The sequence below is a fragment of the Nonomuraea sp. AD125B genome (assembly GCF_041402765.1).
Lineage (GTDB): Bacteria > Actinomycetota > Actinomycetes > Streptosporangiales > Streptosporangiaceae > Nonomuraea > Nonomuraea bangladeshensis.
Genome location: NZ_JBGLOU010000002.1, coordinates 246127 through 264539, shown reverse-complemented (window position 1 = coordinate 264539; position 18413 = coordinate 246127). Strand labels below are relative to the sequence as shown.

17 protein-coding genes are annotated in these 18413 nt (G+C 71.8%); 8 read left to right on the top strand and 9 right to left on the bottom strand.

Features of this window, described 5'->3' with window-relative positions; translation table 11 throughout:
* Position 1 precedes the first annotated feature (1 nt).
* From ACBR40_RS06100 to ACBR40_RS06080, 5 genes are read right to left on the bottom strand one after another with little or no spacing between them, the layout of a single operon-like run.
* Positions 2-1444, bottom strand: a complete 1443-nt coding sequence (locus ACBR40_RS06100; RefSeq protein WP_371247796.1) for an amidohydrolase — start codon at positions 1442-1444, stop codon at positions 2-4.
* On the bottom strand, positions 1441-2145 hold the full coding sequence (locus ACBR40_RS06095) for an ABC transporter ATP-binding protein (RefSeq protein ID WP_371247795.1): 705 nt from the start codon (positions 2143-2145) through the stop codon (positions 1441-1443). The genes ACBR40_RS06100 and ACBR40_RS06095 overlap by 4 nt, the downstream gene beginning before the upstream one ends.
* Positions 2142-2984 carry an ABC transporter permease gene (locus ACBR40_RS06090; RefSeq protein WP_371247794.1) on the bottom strand — a complete coding sequence of 281 codons (843 nt, stop codon included), beginning with the start codon at positions 2982-2984 and terminating at the stop codon, positions 2142-2144. The genes ACBR40_RS06095 and ACBR40_RS06090 overlap by 4 nt, the downstream gene beginning before the upstream one ends.
* A complete protein-coding gene (locus ACBR40_RS06085) occupies positions 2981-3973 on the bottom strand; it encodes an ABC transporter substrate-binding protein (protein ID WP_371247793.1) in 993 nt (330 codons plus the stop codon). Before ACBR40_RS06085 ends, ACBR40_RS06090 begins: the two co-directional genes overlap by 4 nt.
* Positions 3966-4940, bottom strand: a complete 975-nt coding sequence (locus tag ACBR40_RS06080; protein ID WP_371247792.1) for an ABC transporter substrate-binding protein — start codon at positions 4938-4940, stop codon at positions 3966-3968. The genes ACBR40_RS06085 and ACBR40_RS06080 overlap by 8 nt, the downstream gene beginning before the upstream one ends.
* A 126-nt stretch (positions 4941-5066) precedes the next feature.
* On the opposite strand from ACBR40_RS06080, the gene ACBR40_RS06075 reads away from it, so the two are divergent.
* On the top strand, positions 5067-5840 hold the full coding sequence (locus tag ACBR40_RS06075; RefSeq protein ID WP_344207843.1) for an IclR family transcriptional regulator: 774 nt from the start codon (positions 5067-5069) through the stop codon (positions 5838-5840).
* Here the strand turns inward: ACBR40_RS06075 and ACBR40_RS06070 are convergent.
* On the bottom strand, positions 5837-6907 hold the full coding sequence (locus ACBR40_RS06070; RefSeq protein ID WP_371247791.1) for an LLM class flavin-dependent oxidoreductase: 1071 nt from the start codon (positions 6905-6907) through the stop codon (positions 5837-5839). The two genes, ACBR40_RS06075 and ACBR40_RS06070, sit on opposite strands and share 4 nt — an antisense overlap.
* Before the next feature lie 51 nt (positions 6908-6958).
* The gene (locus ACBR40_RS06065) at positions 6959-7780 is read right to left on the bottom strand and encodes a helix-turn-helix domain-containing protein (protein ID WP_371247790.1); all 822 of its coding nucleotides are present in this window, start codon (positions 7778-7780) and stop codon (positions 6959-6961) included.
* A gap of 134 nt (positions 7781-7914) precedes the next feature.
* On the opposite strand from ACBR40_RS06065, the gene ACBR40_RS06060 reads away from it, so the two are divergent.
* The 4 genes from ACBR40_RS06060 (at position 7915) to ACBR40_RS06045 (ending at position 11324) form a co-directional block, all read left to right on the top strand.
* Complete coding sequence (locus tag ACBR40_RS06060; protein ID WP_371247789.1) at positions 7915-8640, top strand: alpha/beta fold hydrolase; 726 nt, start codon at positions 7915-7917, stop codon at positions 8638-8640.
* 153 nt (positions 8641-8793) lie between these two features.
* Complete coding sequence (locus ACBR40_RS06055) at positions 8794-9576, top strand: class I SAM-dependent methyltransferase (protein ID WP_371247788.1); 783 nt, start codon at positions 8794-8796, stop codon at positions 9574-9576.
* A gap of 94 nt (positions 9577-9670) precedes the next feature.
* Entirely contained in the window at positions 9671-10516 is an 846-nt protein-coding gene (locus ACBR40_RS06050) for a hypothetical protein (RefSeq protein ID WP_371247787.1), read from the top strand.
* Between the two features lie 25 nt (positions 10517-10541).
* Complete coding sequence (locus ACBR40_RS06045) at positions 10542-11324, top strand: hypothetical protein (RefSeq protein WP_371247786.1); 783 nt, start codon at positions 10542-10544, stop codon at positions 11322-11324.
* Between the two features lie 20 nt (positions 11325-11344).
* Here ACBR40_RS06045 and ACBR40_RS06040 read toward each other — a convergent pair whose 3' ends face one another.
* Positions 11345-12397 (bottom strand): protein kinase family protein, encoded by a 1053-nt coding sequence (locus ACBR40_RS06040; protein WP_371247785.1) that lies wholly within the window; start codon positions 12395-12397, stop codon positions 11345-11347.
* Positions 12398-12503: 106 nt separating this feature from the next.
* Between ACBR40_RS06040 and ACBR40_RS06035 the strand changes: the two genes are divergently transcribed.
* The gene (locus tag ACBR40_RS06035; RefSeq protein ID WP_371247784.1) at positions 12504-13997 is read left to right on the top strand and encodes a hypothetical protein; all 1494 of its coding nucleotides are present in this window, start codon (positions 12504-12506) and stop codon (positions 13995-13997) included.
* Positions 13998-14027: 30 nt separating this feature from the next.
* Here the strand turns inward: ACBR40_RS06035 and ACBR40_RS06030 are convergent, their stop codons facing one another.
* Positions 14028-14684: a hypothetical protein gene (locus ACBR40_RS06030; RefSeq protein WP_371248340.1), complete on the bottom strand. Its 657-nt coding sequence runs from the start codon at positions 14682-14684 to the stop codon at positions 14028-14030.
* A gap of 380 nt (positions 14685-15064) precedes the next feature.
* Between ACBR40_RS06030 and ACBR40_RS06025 the strand changes: the two genes are divergently transcribed.
* Entirely contained in the window at positions 15065-16285 is a 1221-nt protein-coding gene (locus ACBR40_RS06025; RefSeq protein ID WP_371247783.1) for a PxKF domain-containing protein, read from the top strand.
* 255 nt (positions 16286-16540) lie between these two features.
* A partial coding sequence (locus ACBR40_RS06020) for a tetratricopeptide repeat protein (protein WP_371247782.1) occupies positions 16541-18413 on the top strand: 1873 nt, incomplete at its 3' end.

The following is an 18413-nucleotide window of genomic DNA, read 5'->3' as shown; positions in this document are numbered from 1 at the left end:
GTCAGATCTTTCCTAGGGGTTCGGCGGAGACGGGCGGCGTCCGGGAAGGCCGCGGCGACTGGCCCGTCGCGTCGAGGAACTCGGGTGGCGGCAGGTGGTACGGCGGCTCGGCGTCGGCCGGCAGCGGCGCGGGCGGCCGTTCGGCGGCCTCGAACTCCTCCCGGACGGCCGCCAGCGTCCCGGGCTGCTCGACCAGCGTGACGGCCGCCGAGGCCAGGTAGCGGGCGGCGGCCAGCAGCCCGGCGTGCGCGATCGAGGTGCCCGTCGCGGCCGTGGCCGCCCACGAGTGCAGCGGCACCCCGAGCGGCACCACGGCCGCGACCAGGCTGAGGTGCGGCGCCGCCCAGCTCACCTCGGAGGTGTCGCTGGACGGCCCGCCGAGGTCCGGCTCGGCGGGCGGGCGCAGCGGCAGCACTTCGGTCGCGAGGCCGGCGGCGGGCCGGCCGATCGCGGCCTGCAGCCGCTGCGCGAACGCGTGGTCGGCGTCGGTGAACGCGGGCGGGCCCAGCTCGCTCATCGTGTGGTGCAGCAGCCGCGCGCCCGCCTGGTTGCCGAGTCCCTGCCTGATGGCGGTGACCAGACGGTGCTCCAGCCGGGTGCCGCTCGCGGCGGCGGCGGCGTGGGCGCAGGTCACGACCTTGTCGTAGAGCGTCGCGGCGGCGGCGTGCGAGGACTCGCGGACGTAGACCCACACCGTCCGCAGGTCGGGGGTGACGTTGGGGGCGCCGCCGCCACTGATCGTGTAGCTGACGCGGCCGGACGGGGCGACGTTGCCGGCGCGCAGGCGCTCGATCATGTCGGCCAGCAGCAGCGCGCCGTCCAGGCCGCTGCGGGTGCCGAGCGGGTTCGAGCCGTGGCCGGGGGAGCCGAGGAAGGAGAACGTGGCCGAGTACAGGGCGCTGGTGCCGCCCCAGCCGGTGCCGGTGACGGGGGAGGGATGCCAGTCGAGGAAGGCGTCCAGCCCGTCGTAGGCGCCGTCGCGCACCGCGTACGCCTTCCCGACCAGCTGTTCCTCGCCGGTGGACGCGAACACCTTGATCGTGGCCCGGTTCCCGAGCGTCCTGGCGGCGGCGATGGCCGCGCCTGCCGACGCCGCCGCCAGGGCGTTGTGGCCGCAGCCGTGGCCGGGGCCGTAGGCGGGGGCGTACGCGTCGCCCTCGTACGCGACCGGCTCGTGCCGGGGCACGCCGGCCCGCTGGGACAGGCCGGGCAGGGCGTCGTACTCGACGTTGAAGCCCAGCACGGGCCCGCGGTCGCCGTGCGTGGCGACGAACGCGGCGGGCAGGCCGGCCGTGCCCCACGCGATCGTGAAGCCGTGCGCGCGCAGCAGCTCGGCGGTGGCCGCCGCGGAGCGCCACTCGCGCAGCGACGGCTCCGCCCAGGCCCAGATCCGGTCGGCGAGCCCGGTCAGCGCGGCGGCGTTCGCGCCGATCCAATCCGTCATGACCGCACTCCGGCGTCCACGCCCAGGTCGGCGAGGAGCCGGCGGCGCAGGTCGACGAAGCCGGGGTCGGTGCGGTCGCGCGGCCGGTCGAGCCCGACCCGCACGTCCGTGACGAACGCGCCCTCGCGCAGCACCGCGATCCGGTCGGCGAGCAGGATCGCCTCCTCCACGTCGTGCGTGACGAGCACCACGGCCGGGCGGTGCCGGGCGCACAGCTCGGCGATCAGGTCCTGCATCTGCAGCCGGGTCAGGGCGTCCAGCGCGGCGAACGGCTCGTCGAGCAGCAGCAGCTCGGGCTCGCGTACCAGTGCCCTGGCCAGCGCGACCCGCTGGGCCTCGCCGCCGGAGAGCGTCGCGGGCCAGGCGCCGGCGTGGCTGCTCAGCCCCACCTCGGCCAGGGCGGCCAGGCCCTTGGCGCGGGCGGCGCGGCCCTGACCGATGATCACGTTGGCGAGGGCGCGCTTGGACGGGACGAGCCGCGGCTCCTGGAAGACGACCGTACGCACCGGCGGCACCAGCACGCTGCCGCCGCTCGCCGCGTCCAGCCCGGCGAGGATGCGCAGGAGCGTGGTCTTGCCGGTGCCGCTCGCGCCGAGCAGCGCCAGGAACTCCCCGCGTCGCACGTCCAGGTCGACCCCGTCGAGCACGGCCCGCTCGCCGAAGACCTTGCGCAGCCCGCGCGTCCGTACGGCGAGGCTCATCGGATGCTCACCGCCCTGCGCCAGGGCATCGTGACCCGCTCGGCCAGCCGCAGGGTCAGGTCGGCGACCAGCCCGATCACCGCGTACAGCAGCACGCACAGGGCGAGGATGTCGGTACGCAGGTAGTCGGTGGCCCGCGCCATGAGGTAGCCGAGCCCGGCGGTCACGTTGATCTCCTCGGCGGCGATGAGCGCGATCACACTGAGCGTGGTGGACAGCCGCAGCCCGGCGAAGATGGAGGGCAGCGCGCCCGGCAGCACGACCTCGCGGGCGACGGCCAGGCGGCCGAGGCCGAACGAGCGGGCGGCCTCGACGACCTTGCGGTCCACGTTGCGCACCCCGCTCGCGACGTTGATGTACATGGGGAAGGTGCAGGCGACGCCGATCAGCAGGATCTTGGACGCCTCCTCGATCCCGAACCACACGATGAACAGCGAGGTCAGCGCCAGGAACGGGATGGCGCGCAGCGCCTGCATCGAGGAGTCCACGAGCTCCTCGCCGAGCCGGGTGAAGCCGGAGACGACGCCGAGCAGCAGCCCCGTGGAGGCGCCGAGCACCAGGCCGAGGCCCGCCCGGGTGATCGACACGCGCAGCGCCTCGGGGAGCTGGCCGTCGGCCCACAGCTCGGCGAAGGTCGCGACGACGTCCTGCGGGCCGGCCAGCACGTCCTCGGTGAGGACGCCGGAGGCGGTGGCGGCGTACCAGGTGGTGAGCAGCAGGACGGGGCCGATGGCGCGCAGCGCGAACGTGACGGCCGGGTGGCGGCCGGCCGAGCGCGGCGGCTCGGGAGCGACGAGCCCTTCGACGCCGGCCTCCGTGCGGGTGGTGGCCACGCTCATGACGCCGCGTTCCCGAGCGTGGTCACGTCCACGACGTGCTGGGAGACGTCCAGCGGCGCGGTGAGCACCTTCTGGTCGAGGAAGAACTGTGCCACGTCCTGATATTTCGCGATCTCGGCGGCGGTGACCGCCTGGGCGGGCTTGCCCTTCCGCTGGATGTCCACCACCAGGTCCTTCTGCTTGCCCTGCACGGCCTGCGGGCCCGTCTGGGTGAAGACGTTCAGGTACGCCGCCGGATCGGCGATCTCCTTGGCGCTGCCCTCCTTGATGAACTCGAACAGGGCCTTGACCACCTCGGGATGCTCCTGCAGCAGCTTGGTGGCGGCCACGTAGATCACGTAGTTGTCGGACTTGATCGCCTCGCCGTCGGCCAGGATCCGGGCGTCCAGCTGGGTGACGGCGGGGATGAGGAAGGTGGAGAACGTGGACCAGGCGTCCACCTCGCCCGAGCCGAAGACCGGCGCGGTCTGCGGCGGCAGCAGATAGACCCGCTTGACCTTCTCGACCGGCACGTCGAACGTCTGCAACGCCTTGAGCAGCAGGTATTCACTGGTGCCGCCGTGCCCGACGGCCACGCTGCGCCCGGCGAGGTCGGCCACGGACTTGATCGGCGAGCCGTTCTTCACCACGATGCCCTCGCCCGCCAGGTCGGGCGGCACGGTGGCGAAGATCTTGAAGCTGGGCTTGACGGCCAGCGCGGTGACGCCGGAGGTGATCGAGCCGGTGGCGATGTCGAGCGAGCCCGCGTTGATGGCCTGCGCGGCCGGGGCGAACACGGAGAAGTCGCCGGCCCACTTGACCTTGGCGTTGACCTTGGCGAGGGCGGCGTCCAGGCTGCCGTCCTTCTTGGCGACGGCAAGGAAGCCGCTGTTGCCGGGGTCGGAGATGCGCACGACGACCGGCTCCCGGCCGGCGGCGGTGGTGCCGCCGGTGCCGCCGCAGGCCGCGGCCAGGAGGGCGAGGGGAAGGGCGAGCAGCAGTTTACGCATGGGTGACTCCTTGGAGCGGGGTGTGGTCGGCCCAGGCCGTGACGTCCACGGGCGATGCGAGGAAGCCGTGGGCGCGCAGGAAGCGCTCCTGCTCGGCCAGCAGGTCGAGGCGTTCCGCGGACAGGTCGAGATGGAGGGAGGCGCCGGGGACGTAGGCGGCGGCCACGCCGGCCGCGCCCGCGCCGGTCTCGGCTCCCAGGATCCTGGCCACCTCGGCGGGGTGGCCGGCGGCCCAGTCGGCGGCGCGCAGCAGGACGGCCAGGAAGCGGGTCACCACCTCCGGGTGCTCGTCCAGCAGGCGCTGGTGCACGGTGATGGGACGGGGGGTGCCGTTGTTGACGCGGGCGCGCCGGTCCGGCACGGCGTCCAGGTCGATGCCCACCTCCGCGCCGTGGCGCAGGGCGGCCTCGACGGCGAGCGCGCCCTTGACGTAGACCGCGTCCACCCGGCCGGCGGCGAGCGCGGCCAGCTCCGCCTCCCACTGGCCGCCGCCGGGCTCGGCCTCGACGTCCACCAGCTCGGCGTCCCCGAGCCCGAGCCCGGCGAGGGACAGCGCGCCGTGGAAGCCGCGCAGGGCCATGGCCCGCCAGAAGTCGATGGCGATGCGGTGCCGGGGCGCCGCCAGCCGCAGGCCCTTGAGCTGCCCGGGGTGCTCCAGGTCGGTGCCGCCGCGGACCAGCACGGCCTGCCGCTCCTCGATCCAGGTGAGCCCGATGAGCCTCGTCGCCTCGCCGCGGGAGCGGGCCCACAGCGCCGGCACGTTGCCGCCCTCGCGGAACAGGCCGGTCAGGGCGTGGGTGTAGTGGGTCTCGCGGGGCACGCCGGGGTCGTCGTCCTGCAGCGAGCGGACCTCGATCCCGTCGGCGGCGAACTCCTCGGCCAGCCAGCCCTGGTCGGCCGCGATGCCCGTCGCGGTGGGCACGGGACAGCGGGTGAACCAGATGGCGTCGAGTGCGGCTGTGGTCATGGAGGAGAGTTTGCTAGTAAATTGGTAGGGAATGCAAAGAATGTCCCGCGATGCGGGAAGCCTTCCCGGCCGGACCGGCTCCCACCTGGTCCCGGCTCTCCCTACTCGGAAAACGGAGTTTCCCGCATGGCAGCAGACGGCGGCGTCCAGTCCGTACGCAGGGCGATCGGCCTGCTCGGCTGCTTCGGCGGCGGCGACGCCTCGCTCAGCCTGTCCGACCTGTCGCGCCGGATGGACCTGTCCACCTCGACCACGCACCGCCTGGCCAGAACGCTGACCGCCGCCGGCTTCCTGGAGCAGGAGGACCGCACCGGCCGCTACCGGCTCGGGCCGTCGATCACCGAGCTGGGGCAGCTCTCCTTCCACCGGCGCGGCCTGCACCGCATCGCCCCCGAGCTGGCCGAGCTGGCCCGGATCACCTCCGCGACCGTGGACCTGGCCGTACGCAACGACCGGCACGCGGTCATCCTGAGCGGCGGCTCGCTCAACCCCGACAGCGGCGTCGGCCTGCGCCGCCCCCTGCACTCCACGGCGCTGGGCAAGGTGCTGCTGGCCTGGGACCCGGAGGGCAGCGCCGACCTGGAGGCGCTCGGCCCGCTGCGGGCGCTGACCGGCCGCACCATCGTGGACCACGCCGAGCTGCGCGCCGAGCTGGACCGCGTGCGCGAGGCCGGGTACGCGCTCAACGACGGGGAGTCCGGCGACGGCATCCGCACCGTCGCGGTGCCGGTGCTCGACCGGCGGAGCCACGCCCGCTACGCGCTGGCCGTACGCTCCACGCCGCTGGTCATCAGCGACGCGCGGATCGGCTGGTTCGCCGCGCACGCGCGGACCTGCGCCCGCGCGCTGGAGGTGCTGCTGATCCCGCCGGCCGAACGCCGGCTGCGTCCCTCCTCCTAGGTCACGCCGTCGCGCCGCAGCAGCGGCAGGAGCCGGTCGCCCTGGCGTACCAGCTCCGGCAGGTAAGGGGTGTCGGACAGGATGAAATGGGTGATGCCGAGGGCCTGGTAGTCGCGCAGGGACGCGGCCACGTCCGCGGCGGAGCCGACCAGCCAGGTGGTGGCCGCGCCGGCGCCGCCGTACCGGCCGGGGGCGGTGTAGAGGTTGCGGTCGAGCACCTCGCCGCGTTCGGCCAGGCCCAGCAGGCGTCGCTGGCCGGCGGCGGCGTTCCAGTTCACGTCGCGGGCGATGCGGCCCTTCGCCATCGCGGCGACCCTGTCCTCGGCGTCCGCCCACGCCTCGCCGGCGGTGTCGCGGACGACGGTGGTGACGCGCAGGCCGAACTCCAGCGGCGCAAGCTCGCGGCCGAGCCGGTAGGCGAGCCCTTTGAGGCGGTCGATGCGCTCGGCGACGTCAGCGAGCGGCTCGCCCCAGAAGAGCTGCACGTCGGCCTCGGTGGCGGCGACCCGCTCGGCGGCGGGCGAGGCGCCGCCGAAGTAGAGCGGCGGATGCCGGCGCGCCCCCCGGACGGCGGGCCGCGGCTGCACGGTGGAGCCGGTGACGCGGAAGTGCTCGCCGTGGTGGGTGACGTCCTCCTCGGTCCAGAGCCGGCGCACGATCCGCATGAACTCCCGGGTACGGGCGTAGCGGACGTCCTGATCGGCCGCGTCGTCGCCGTAGGCCGCCGGGTGGTCCTCGCCGGAGACCACGTTGACCAGCACCCGGCCGCCGGTGAGGTGGTCCAGGGTGGCGGCGGCGGAGGCGAAGTGGGCCGGACGCCAGTAGCCGGGCCGGACCGCGACCAGCGGCCGGAACGTCGTCGTCCGCGCCGCCAGGGCGGCCGCCACGGTGAAGGTGTCGGGCCGGCCCCAGCCGGTGCCGAGGAGCGCGCCGTCCCAGCCGTGCTCCTCCAGGGCCGTGGCCTGGGCGGCGAGCGTGTCGAGGCTGTTGTGGCCGGCGACGACGTCGTCGCCCCGGTGGCCGGGCCGGGCCTGGTTGGGGATGTACCAGAGCAGTCGGGGGCTCATCCGCCGTCCCTCCTCCAAATAACCCTCATTCCAGGGTTATTTTAGGGGGAACTAGGCGGTCGTGACGGAGGCGAGGATCGCCAGCTTCTCGGCGCTGCCGGTGCCGGGGTCCGGATGCAGGACGACGAGCGTCTGACCCGGCGCGCCGCTGACGCCCAGCCTCTCCCGGTTCAGCCACAGCTCGCCGACCTGGGGATGGTGGAGGCGCTTGGGCGTGCCTTCGCAGGTGTTCACGTCGTGGCGGGCCCAGAGCCTGCTGAACAGCGGGCTGGCCAGGGAGAGCTCGCCCACGAGCTCGACGAACCGGGGATCGTCGATGTCGGTGCCGACGGACTTGCGGAAGCCGGCGACCATGCCCTGCGCGGCGTCCTCCCAGTCCGGGTAGAGAGCCTGCTCGCCGGGGTCCAGGAACACGTCACGCAGGCGGTTGCGCCCCGCCACGAGACGCGGCGACAGCGCGGTCGCCTGCGCGTTGGCGGCGAGGACGTCGAAGGCGCGGCCCTCCACGTACGCGGGCAGCGCGAGCGTGGCGACGAGCTTGGCTACGCCCGCGGGGACGCTCTCCTGGCGGGGCCGCCGCCGTCGCCGCCGGGGAGTCCCCGCCCCTAGGCGCAGCAGGTAGGCCGTCGCGTCGTCGTCGAGCCGCAGCACGCGGGCGAGGGACTCCAGCACCTGCTCGGACGGGTTGCGGTCGCGGCCCTGCTCCAGGCGCAGGTAGTAGTCGGCGCTGATGCCGGCGAGCATCGCGACCTCCTCCCTGCGCAGGCCCGGCACCCGCCGTACGCCGACGGAGGGGATGCCGGCCTGCTCGGGGGTGACGAGCTCCCGGCGGGCGCGTACGTAATCGCCCAGAAGGTTGGATCCGCCGCTCATGCACCCCACGGTAACGGCGCACCTTCGTGCGTGCCTGGTCCCCTCACCCCCAGGATCGCGAGGGCTCTGGCTGCGCCGGCGGACGCGCGGAAACCTCACTCGGGACCGAACATCGGCGGTAAAGGAGCCACATCATGTCGACATATGTCCTGGTACACGGGGCCTGGCACAACGGACGATGCTGGGAACGGGTGGTCCCGCTCCTGACCTCGGCCGGACACCAGGTGGCCGCGCCGTCACTGACCGGCTACGGCGACAAGGCCCACCTGCTCGGCCCGGAGGTGGGACTGGACACCCACGCCGACGACATCGTCGAGCTGATCACCGACAACGACCTCACCGACGTGATCCTGGTCGGCCACAGCTACGCCGGCCTGGTCATCTCCTCCGCCGCCAACCGCATCCCGGAGCGCATCGCCCACCTGGTCTACCTCGACGCGATGGTCCCGGAGGACGGCGAGAGCGCGGTGGACGTGCAACCCATGACCCAGGCCCTCATCGACCGCGCCGCGCAGTCCGGAACCGCCTGGCGCATCCCGCCGCTGCCCGAGCTGCCGCCGCCCCTGGGCCTGTTCGGGGTCACCGACCCGGCGGACGCGGCCTGGCTCCGGACGATGCTGTCGGACCAGCCGGTGCTCTGCCTCCAGCAGCCGGTCCGGCTGGACAACCCCGCCACGCGTACGATCCCGCGCACGCACATCCACTGCGTCGCCGGCGTACCGGAGGGCATCACACGCCGGCCCGTCCCGGCGACACAGCCCAACGGCAGCCCGGCCCAGGTGTGGGAGCTGCCGACGGGCCACGACTGCATGATCACCATGCCGTCCGAGCTCACCGAACTGCTGCTCAAACTCGGCTGACCCGGGCGTCCGGCTGGGCGCCCTTCTCCGGCTTCTTCCACACACCCGCCGCTCGCCCGCACCACGGCCTGGCAGGCGACGTGAACCGGCGGCGCCCGACCGCCTAACTCGTTTGCCGACGACGCTAGCCGGAAGTCATGATCAGGTATGCCGGTGACGCCAGAACTCCTCGCCTACTACGACCAGGACAGAGAAGACGCCCGACTGCGCGAAGGGCGTGGCCGGCTGGAGTTCTGGCGCACGCAGGATGTGCTGCGCAGGACGCTCCCGCCGGCGCCGGCCCGGGTGCTGGACGTGGGCGGCGGCACCGGCGTGCACGCCGAGTGGCTGAGCGCCGACGGCTACGAGGTGGAACTCCTCGACCCCGTTCCCCGCCATGTCGAACGTGCCGCCCGACTGACCGGGGTGACCGCGCGGCTCGGCGACGCACGCCGGCTGCCCGTCGCGGACGCGAGCCAGGACGCGGTCCTCCTCCTGGGCCCCCTCTACCACCTGCCGGACCGAGCCGATCGAGTGCTGGCCCTGACGGAGGCCCGCCGCGCCCTGAGACCCGGCGGCGTGATCGCGGCTGCGACGATCAACCGTCACGCGGCCGTCCACGACACCATCTGCACGGGGCACTACCTCCAGGAACGCGAACGGCAGGCCGCGCACGCGGCGGCGACGGACGGGATCATGATCTCTCCCGGGCGAGGCTTCCCGGCCTACTTCCACGACCCCGACGAAGTGCCGGGAGAATTCGCCGACGCGGGCTTTCCCGCTGTCGAACGGTACGGCCTGGAGGGCGCCTTCTGGCTGTACGGCGACGTCGGCGACTGGCTGGACGACCCGGAGCGCCGAGCCCTCCTGCTCGACGCGCAGCGCTCGATGGAATCGGTGCCGTCGCTGCTCGGGGTCAGCGGCCACCTGCTCACCGTCGCCAGACGCGACCAGTGACACGCTCCGCCCGGCCGTGGAGCCGAGGGCGCCCGCAGGGGCGCGATCACCCACCTATATGATCTTCATGGCCATGCCCCGACGATGAAAGGGCGTGAGCATGCGGCTCAGCCTCCCTCGTAACGGTCTGCTGGCAGTGGCGGCCCTGGACCTGCTCGTCGCCTTGTCGATGGTCGCTGGATGGTGGACGCCCGCGCCGGCGGGACTGCTGGCCGCGGCGGTGATCGCGCCGCTGTCCGCCATGGGCTACGTGCACGCGTACCGGCTGTCCAGCGCCGCTCGCAAGGCCGGCGCCTCGCCATGGGACGCGCTGAGAACGATCGCCGACGCCCTGGTGCCGCTGCCGGTACGCATGCTCATGAGAGCCGAGCGCCGGAACCTGGCCAGCTTCGCGCTGTGGGTCAGGCGGCGTCAGGACGGGGTGACGCCGGGCGGCACCGCCCTGGCCTACGCGAAGAACCAGCGGCCACTGCTGCTGATGCTGCTGTTCGCCGTGGCCGTACAGGCCGTCGCCCTGGAGTGGATGCTGGCGGCCTCGGACGCCTCGGCCGGCCTGCGCGCCGTCGTCATGATGGCCGATGTCTACCAGCTCCTGTTCGTCCTGGCCCTCGGGGCGGCGTCCGCCACCCGCCCGCACGTCGTGACCGCCGAGGAGCTGCGCATCCGCTACGGCGCGTACTTCGACGTACGCGTCCCACGCGAGCTCATCGCCTCGGTGAAGATCAGCCGCAACTACAACGCGCGCGGCGTGATCGCCGTCGCGGACGGCCACCTCACGGTGGGAGTGGACGCGCAGACCAACCTGATCGTCAACCTGACCGCGCCGCTCACCGTCACCAGGCCCCTCGGCCGTCGCGAACACGTCACCACGATCCGCTTCTACGCCGACGACCCCGGCTGTGCTCTGAGAAGCCTCACAGGAGATCATCCTCTGCGATGATCGGCGCATGAAACGCCTGAGCGTCGTGCTGGTGATGGCCGGCCTGCTGAGCGTCACGATTCCCGGCGGCGCTGTTCACGCGGCTCCCGAATCGGAGACTCTCGACTCCGTCGTCAAAGCAATCAAGAAGGAATTCGCGAAGAGAAGCGGTGTGCGCTTCTCCGTCGTGCGACGCGGCGGCCCCCCGGCCACCTGGGACATCAAGGCGTCCGGCGCGTACCGCTTCAGGGCTTCAGGCGTGTACGCCACCGACACCACGACGATCTCCCAGGTGGGCAGGGAAACGGGCCGGGCCCGGGAGATCAGCATCGGCCGCAAGTTCTACTCACAGGAATACAGACGCTCCAAGGACGGCAAGTACACCTGGAAGTCGCCGTCGACGGTGGGGAAATGGACCTACGCGCAGAACCTCGACGGGGTCATATGGGGCGAGGATCTCATCAACGGGATCAACCCGGGCTTCCTCGAACTGGGCGCCTCCCACGGCGCGACCAGCGCCGACGGCGGAACCTTCGAGGGAGTGAAGACGACCCTCCACAGCGGCACGGTGACGGTTCCCAAGCTGGGCGAGCGGCAGGCCGGGATGTACTTCGAGACGCGGGAGGAGGAGCTCGCCTACGGCGGGCCGATCACCTGGAAACTCTGGGTGGGCCCGGACCAGCTGCCGCGACGCTTCCACGCCATCATGAGGCTCACCCGGGGGGAGGGCGGCGACACCTACACCATGACGATGAACATGATCTATCGAGGATGGGGAGAACCCGTCAAGATCACGCCCCCGCCCAAGCACCTTATGAGCGACGACTGATGATCGACGGGCCGCAGAACCTACTCGAGCGGCAGGGAGTGCCGTCCGGCGACCCGGCGGATCTCCTCCAGCGGGTACGGCGTCTTCCTGCTCTCACTCTGCAGCCCGTGGTAGAAACCGTTCAGCACGGTGGCCAGGGGGCTGTCCCGCGACAACAGTGCCGCGACCCCGCCGGGCACGCCGACCGGCCGCTCTCCTGAAGCCCATGTCCGTACGAGTTCGCGCCGCCCCGCCCAGTCGGCGCCGTGGAAGGCGCCGGCCAGCCAGTTCACCAGATACGTCAGGGTGTAGGTGCGGTCGTAGGTGAGGTGCCTGCGGTAGAAGACCTGTTCCTCCTCCGACAGGTCGAACCGGGTCGACACGGCGCATCCGAAGTCGGTCAGGTAGAAGCGGCGCCCGTCGGTGAGGACGTTCTCGAAATGCGCGTCGAAATGCAGCAGCCCGCCCGCGTTCATGAAGGACACGGCCTCCCGCAGCCCTTGATCCACCAGGGCGCACGCGCGGTCGGCATCCCCCGCCCGCACCTGCTCGTCCAGCCACTGGTGCAGGTTGTTGGGAAAGTGCTCCAGGAAGAGCGTCAGGCTCGCCGGCGCCTCCGCCAGCGCTTCGAGACGGCGGCGCACGCCGGGCGCGCCCTCCCAGTAGGTGACCGTCCGTTCGATGTCGGCGAGCTCTCCGTACAACGGGGCAGGCTCGGCGTCGGGCAGCACCCGCCAGTGGTAGAGCAGCGGGAAGGCGGGGGACCGGCCGGTCAGCACCCATTCGGTGGTCATCGTGTGCGCGGCCAGCTCGCGCCAGACGCCGAAGCCGGGCGAGCCGATGCCGTACTGACAGAAGGGCGGCAGCCCGAACAGGTTGGCCGTCGAGTGCGGGTGGCGCAGTTCGAGCTCGGTGAGAGGCACCCGTTTGACGAAAACCGGGGTGCCACCGACGTCGAGCCGCGCCGAGGCCCCGCCGATCCCGGTGCCGAGGGGAACACCCTCGCGCTCCAGCAACTCGGCCAGCTGCCGGTCGTCACAGCGGGCCAGGGCCGCGGAAACGTCACGATGGGCGGTCGACCGCGTGTCCGTCATCGTGATCACTCTACTGGTCGGCCTGGGCACAGCGACGGGGCGGTGCGGTCGGCAAGATCAGTAACATGACTGGCCACGCCGTCATCACCTCAGGAGCCCGCACCTGATGTACTTCATCCATCGCAACTGGGAAGCCGGGCCGCTGTGCAAGAGCGTCCGGCACGTGCCCGGCCGCACCGTCCTGGAATGGTTTCGCGGCTTGTGGGAGCCGGACGGCCTCGACCGGGCGCACTCCGACCTGAACGGCGCACCCTACGAGCTGGAATGGCTGAGAGAATGCGGCGACACCCCTCCTGAGGACATGGTCGAGTTACGCCGCCGAATCCGGATGCAGCTGTGGGCCGACAAGGAGCTGCACATCGATGACCACAGCATCCGCATCAGCAGCATGGGCGTGCACCTGGAGGAGGCGTTCTACTTCGTCGACGACGCCCGCGTCGCCGAGCAGCCGGACCGCTGGACCTACCCCCTCCACCCCTCGTGGCCGCTGCCCGACGCCGCCGCTCCCGGCCCGACGCCGTTCGTCGCACCCTTCCCTTGCGCCGAGCTCGCTCCCTCGACCACTCACGACGTCGGCGCCACCTACGTGCTGCTCACCACATTGAACGCCAGGCACGACACCCTCGGCTGGGATCGGACGTACGTTCTTCCCGGAGTGCGACTGCCTCAATTAGCCGCCGCACTCCGCCGCCCCGTCCAGAATCGCGACAACTGGCCCGGCCCTCTCCTCGACCTCCGAGCATTGACAGCCCCGGACGAAGACGGCATCGCACCCGCCCTCGAACGTCTCAGCCGTTTCGCAGGCGGTGCCGGCGAACTCCCCGAGCCGCACGACCAGGCGCACCGGGCGGCGCTGGAACACCTGCGTACCGTCACCCCGGACGACGGCCGCCTGCCCGAGCTGACCCTCATCCACGTCGGCGAGCACCTGGCGCAGATGGCCCTGCACGCGGACTCCATCGGCCACCGCCCCTGGTTCGTCTTCGACGACATCTGGGCCAGCGCCCACCCCGACCTGGCCGCCTCTCTCATCCACTACGCCTACCACTGGGACCCCGGCTGCACCCGTAAGCACGGGTTCATGATGCCCTGCGGTCACGAGGAGTACCTGGACCTCCGCCTGCGCTACGCGGATCGCGTCCGCGACTACGAGCCCTACGACGAACCGCTGGTGACCGAGCTGACCGGCGCGCGCAGCGTGGCCGAACTGCGCCGGCAGATCTTCCAGGACGCCGGCACCGGCAAGCAGCGCCTCCTGCTGGTCCTCGATCAGGACCATCGAAGCGAGCTGTTCGGCGTCGTCGGCGCCGTTCTCGGGCATCCGACCCCCGACGCCTGCGAACTCCGCTACTTCCGCCTGGGCAAACCCCACCGCCACCGTCCCGAGCAGCGCGATCGGTTGATCAAGGCACTCTGTTTCGAGCTGAGGAAAGAGGGCTACACCAACCTCGTCCTGGACCAACCCCCGAACGAGCTGTGCCAGAAGCGGCTGAATCCGGTCACCTTGCGCGGCACATCACCCACCAGCCAAGTGATCTCCGTGGCCGACTTCTACCCGCCAGAGCTCTACGCTTTGCGGGCGGACCCGTTCCTCCTCTAAGCGAGGAGTACTCCACAGGGGCACGGACCGTCAGGCCGGACGGCGTCTGCTTCCTTCCGGTGTGAAGGTGAAGGTGTCCTTGAACGCTCCCCTTCCGCAACGGACGGCCAAGAGGACGGGTTCGTCGTGGATCGGACGCCAGGTCGTTTCGGTCTCGTAGGAGCACCCGTTCCATAGGTGAAAGAAGACGATCGGTTCCGTCGCCTGTTCGGTCAGGTAGGCGAAGGTCTTGCCGTAGAAGGGGTTGGTGCCGCTGAGAAGAACGGAAGGCGGGCCGAACTCCTCTCGGACTTCGCTGAGGGTCCGGTCGTGAGCGGCCCAAGCGGCGATTCTCCGCCGGAGGGACGCATGATCCTCGCTCGTCAGAGTTCTGTCGGCCTCCAGCCACCCTCGATCGTGGGCGAGCTCGGCGTAGATCGAGGCCACGCCGTCGTGGCGGAGATCAGGCAGGACGGTGGCGAGCGCTCCCGTCACGCCGAGGGAGACGAAGGCGCCCCGCCTTTCCAGGGACCGCATTGCTCGCGCCCACTCCGTCTCCTGGTGTTCGGCGTAGGCCAGGTGATCGAACAGGAGGCGCAGGGACGTCTCACCGCCGAACATGCCGAGCCGGCGAAGCGCGTGGTTGAGCTGACCTTTGAGATAGGTGCGGATCTCGGCCGACGAGCGTGGCCCGGGAGAGGGCGTCATGTTGCTCACTCCAGGTCGCGTGTGCGGGGCTCGGGTGGCACTTCAGACAGCGGATGACAGCCGCGGGTGCGGCAGCACCCGCCAGTGACACAGCAGCGGGAAGCCGGGCGAGCCGATGCCGTGATCACTCTACTGTCCGGCCGGGGCGGTGCGGGCGGCGCGCGCGTTCCGCTCCTCCGCAACCTCTGGACCATGACTCTCCCGTGGGGGAACATGCGTCGGAGGCGTCACGCGCGGCTTCTGCCGATGCGCGAGCGCGGCGGCCACCGGGGGATGCGCAGGCTGCCGTCGCCGGTCGATCGAGCTCCGAGTCCGGCATGTCTCACCTGCCCGCCGCACCACGTCACCGGAGGCCGGTCCTCCGGGAAAGGGGTTCTGTCTTGTCCGTACGAGCATCAGCGAGCTCTCACCGGCCCTGGGCCCGATCAGGCGCGATCATCACCTGCCTGGTCCTGGCCCTGAGCGGCGGTGTGACGGCCGCCGCCCTGAACGCGGCACCCGCGCACGCCGCCTACCCCGGCGTCAACGGCAAGATCTACTATCTCTCGGGCGAGAACATCCACAGCGTCAACCCCGACGGCACGGGGAGCTCACCTCTCGTCCAGGGCCCCGAGTACGAGTGCGCGGTGGACGCCTTCCCCGACGGTCAGAAGCTCGTCTTCGCCCGCTGTGACGACCCTGCCGAGCTGTACACGGTGAACGCCGACGGCACCGGGATCACCCAGCTCACCACCGGCTCCGGTTTCATCCGCCGGGGACTCGCCGTGTCCCCCGACGGCAGCAAGATCGCCTACGCCACCGCCGACGGCCTCAAGGTGGTCAACGCCGACGGCGCCGACCCCGTCACCCTGGTCGAGGGAGACGCCACGCAGCCGGCCTGGTCCCCTGACGGCACCAAGATCGCGTACGTGTCCAAGTCGGACGTCTACACCCGCAACGCCGACGGCACCAACCCCCAGAAACTGACCACCCAGTTCGTCACCGGCTCCTCCACCCGCCCGGACTGGTCGCCGGACGGCACGAAGATCCTGTACATCCAGTCACAGATGGGCCCGCCCCCGGTCGTCTGGGTGATGAACGCCGACGGCAGCAACAAGACGATGCTGATCGCCATCGCCACCTCGGCGGTGTGGTCCCCGGACGGCACCAAGATCGTCCGCGACGGCGGCTACCTCGTCACCTTGGACGCCGACGGCTCCAACCAGGTCGCCTTGCCCGTGAGCGGCAGCGTCGGCGACTGGGCGCCCTCCCGCTACCGTTTCGGCGGCTTCCACCCGCCCCTGGCCGCCCCGCCCGCCGTCACCCACCGCAAGGCGGGCGCCGCCGTACCCGTGACCTTCAGCGTCGGCTCCTACCAGGGCCTGGGCATTCTCGCTCCCGGCTCCCCGTCCAGCCAGCCGTACGACACCGAGACCGGCGAACCGACCGGCCCGCCCGAACCCGCCCAGGCCGCCGGCCAGTCCGGCCTGCACTACGACCCGGACGCCGGCACCTACACCTACGTGTGGAAGAGCGACAAGGCGTGGAAGGACACCGCGAGGAGACTGATCCTCACCTTCGAGGACGGCACCCGCCACACCGCCGACATCCTGTTCCACTGACCCCGATCCGGTCACCAGCCCAGGCTCAGGCCGAGGGCGGCGATCAGGCCCGTCGTCGCGGTGGCGCTCGCCGGCGCGCGCAGATCCGCCGAAACGCAGGAACGGGCGGCGGGCCAGGGCAGTGGCCGCGGCGACGGGGGAGCCGCCAACGCCGCATCGAACCGGACACGCGGCCCCCGAGGGAGGCCCCGCCATCTCGACCCGGCTGAGCGCGAGCCTGCCCAGCTGTGGGCACAGGCCTCCGGCCAGGGCCGGGTGTATCAGTCCGCCAGGGATCTGACGATCCACCATCACTATCCGTCCACGCCGGCCCCCGGCCAGATCGTCGAGGGCGACATCCCGCAACGCCCGCCCGGCTTCGAGCCGCGGGAGTCGCTGCTGCGGCAGCTCGGCGAACTGCTCGGCGACCCGGCCCCGGATCAGGCCGTACAGGATGCGGGTGGCGGCGGGGCGGCGGTGATCTGCGCGGTGGCCGGTACGCCCGGGGTGGGCAAGACGATGCTGGCCGCCTCCTACGCCTGGGCCTGCCAGGCCGCGCGCTGGCCGGTGGTGGCCTGGATCGCCGCCGAGACCCCCGACCAGATCCTGACCGGCCTGGCCGCCCTGGCCGAGCGGCTGGGCGAACGCCGCCCCGACGAGGACGCCGCCGCGGCCGCCCGCCGTGCCAAGGCCTGGCTGGCCGCCACCACCGAGCCGGCGCTGCTGGTCTTCGACAACGCCACCGACGTGAACGCCCTGCGCGCCTGGTGCCCGGCCACCGGCGCCACGCGAGTGGTCATCACCACCCGCAACCGCGCCTTCGCCCGCGCGTACGCGCCGCTCGAGGTGGAGGTGTTCACCTCCGAGCAAGCCGGGGCCTTCCTGCGGCGGCGTACCCGCCTGGAAGACCCCGACGGCGCCGCCGCGCTCGCCCACGAGCTGGGACATCTGCCGCTGGCGCTGGCGCAGGCCGCCACGGTGATCGTCCGGCTGCGCCTGGACCATGCCGGCTACCTGGAGCTGCTGCGCGGCTTCCCCGTCGGCGACTATCTGACCGCTCAGGACGGCGACGCCTACCCGGCCGGCGCCGCCGAGGCCATTCTGCTGTCGGTCACCCAGGCGGAGTCCGCTCTGCCCTTCGCCCATGAGGTGCTGTCGATTCTCGCGGTGCTGTCGCCCTCCGGCGTCCCGCTGACGGTGCTGTCCGCCCTGAGCGATGCGGGCTCCGAGGCCGGGAGCGCGCCGGTACGCCTGCGGGAAATGCTCGCCGACCTGGCCGACACCTCGCTGATCACTTTCAGCGAGGACGGGACCACGGTCTTGATGCACCGCCTCATCCAGCGCGTACTGTGCGATCGCGCCGCCCACCACGGCGACCTCGGCGCCGTACTGAACCAGGCCGTCGCGCTGCTCCAGGACTACGCCGACGCGCTGCCTCACGGCGCCGAGACCTGGGCGGCCCGGGCCGCGGTCGAGATGGTCATCGACCAGAGCGACGCCCTCTACCGGCGGGCCCCCGCCGACGAGCTCCCCGAGAAGCTCCTGGAACTCCGGATCGGGTGTGGCAAAGCTCTGCACGATCTCGCCGAACCTGCCCGCGCCGTACAGCTGCTCGAGGCCACCCTCGCCGACTGTGAGCGGGTGCTCGGCCGCGACCACCCCCATATCCTGGTCTGCCGTACCAACCTCGCGCACGCCTACTATGCGGTGCAGGACTTGGGCCGAGCCATTCCTCTGTACGAGGCGACGACGGCCGACTGCGAACGCGTGCTGGGCGCCGACCACCACCACACCCTGATCAGTCGTAGCAACCTGTCCGGCGCCTACCATGCGGCAGGGGACTGGCGGCGGGCCATCGCGCAGCTCGAGGCCACCCTCCCCGACCTGGAGCGGGTGCTCGGCCGGAACCATCCCGACACTCTGTCCGCCCGCCACAACCTCGCCCTCGGCTACCAGGAGGCGGGGGACCTGAGCCAGGCCATCCGACTGTTCGAGGCCGCCCTCGCCGGGCGCGACCACGAGCTCGGTCCTGATCACCCCGCGACCCTGGCCACCCGCACCAGCCTGGCCGGCGCCTATCAGGCATCGGGGGACCTGAAGCGGGCCACCCAGCTGTTCGAGGCCACGGCCGCCGACTATGAGCGGGTGC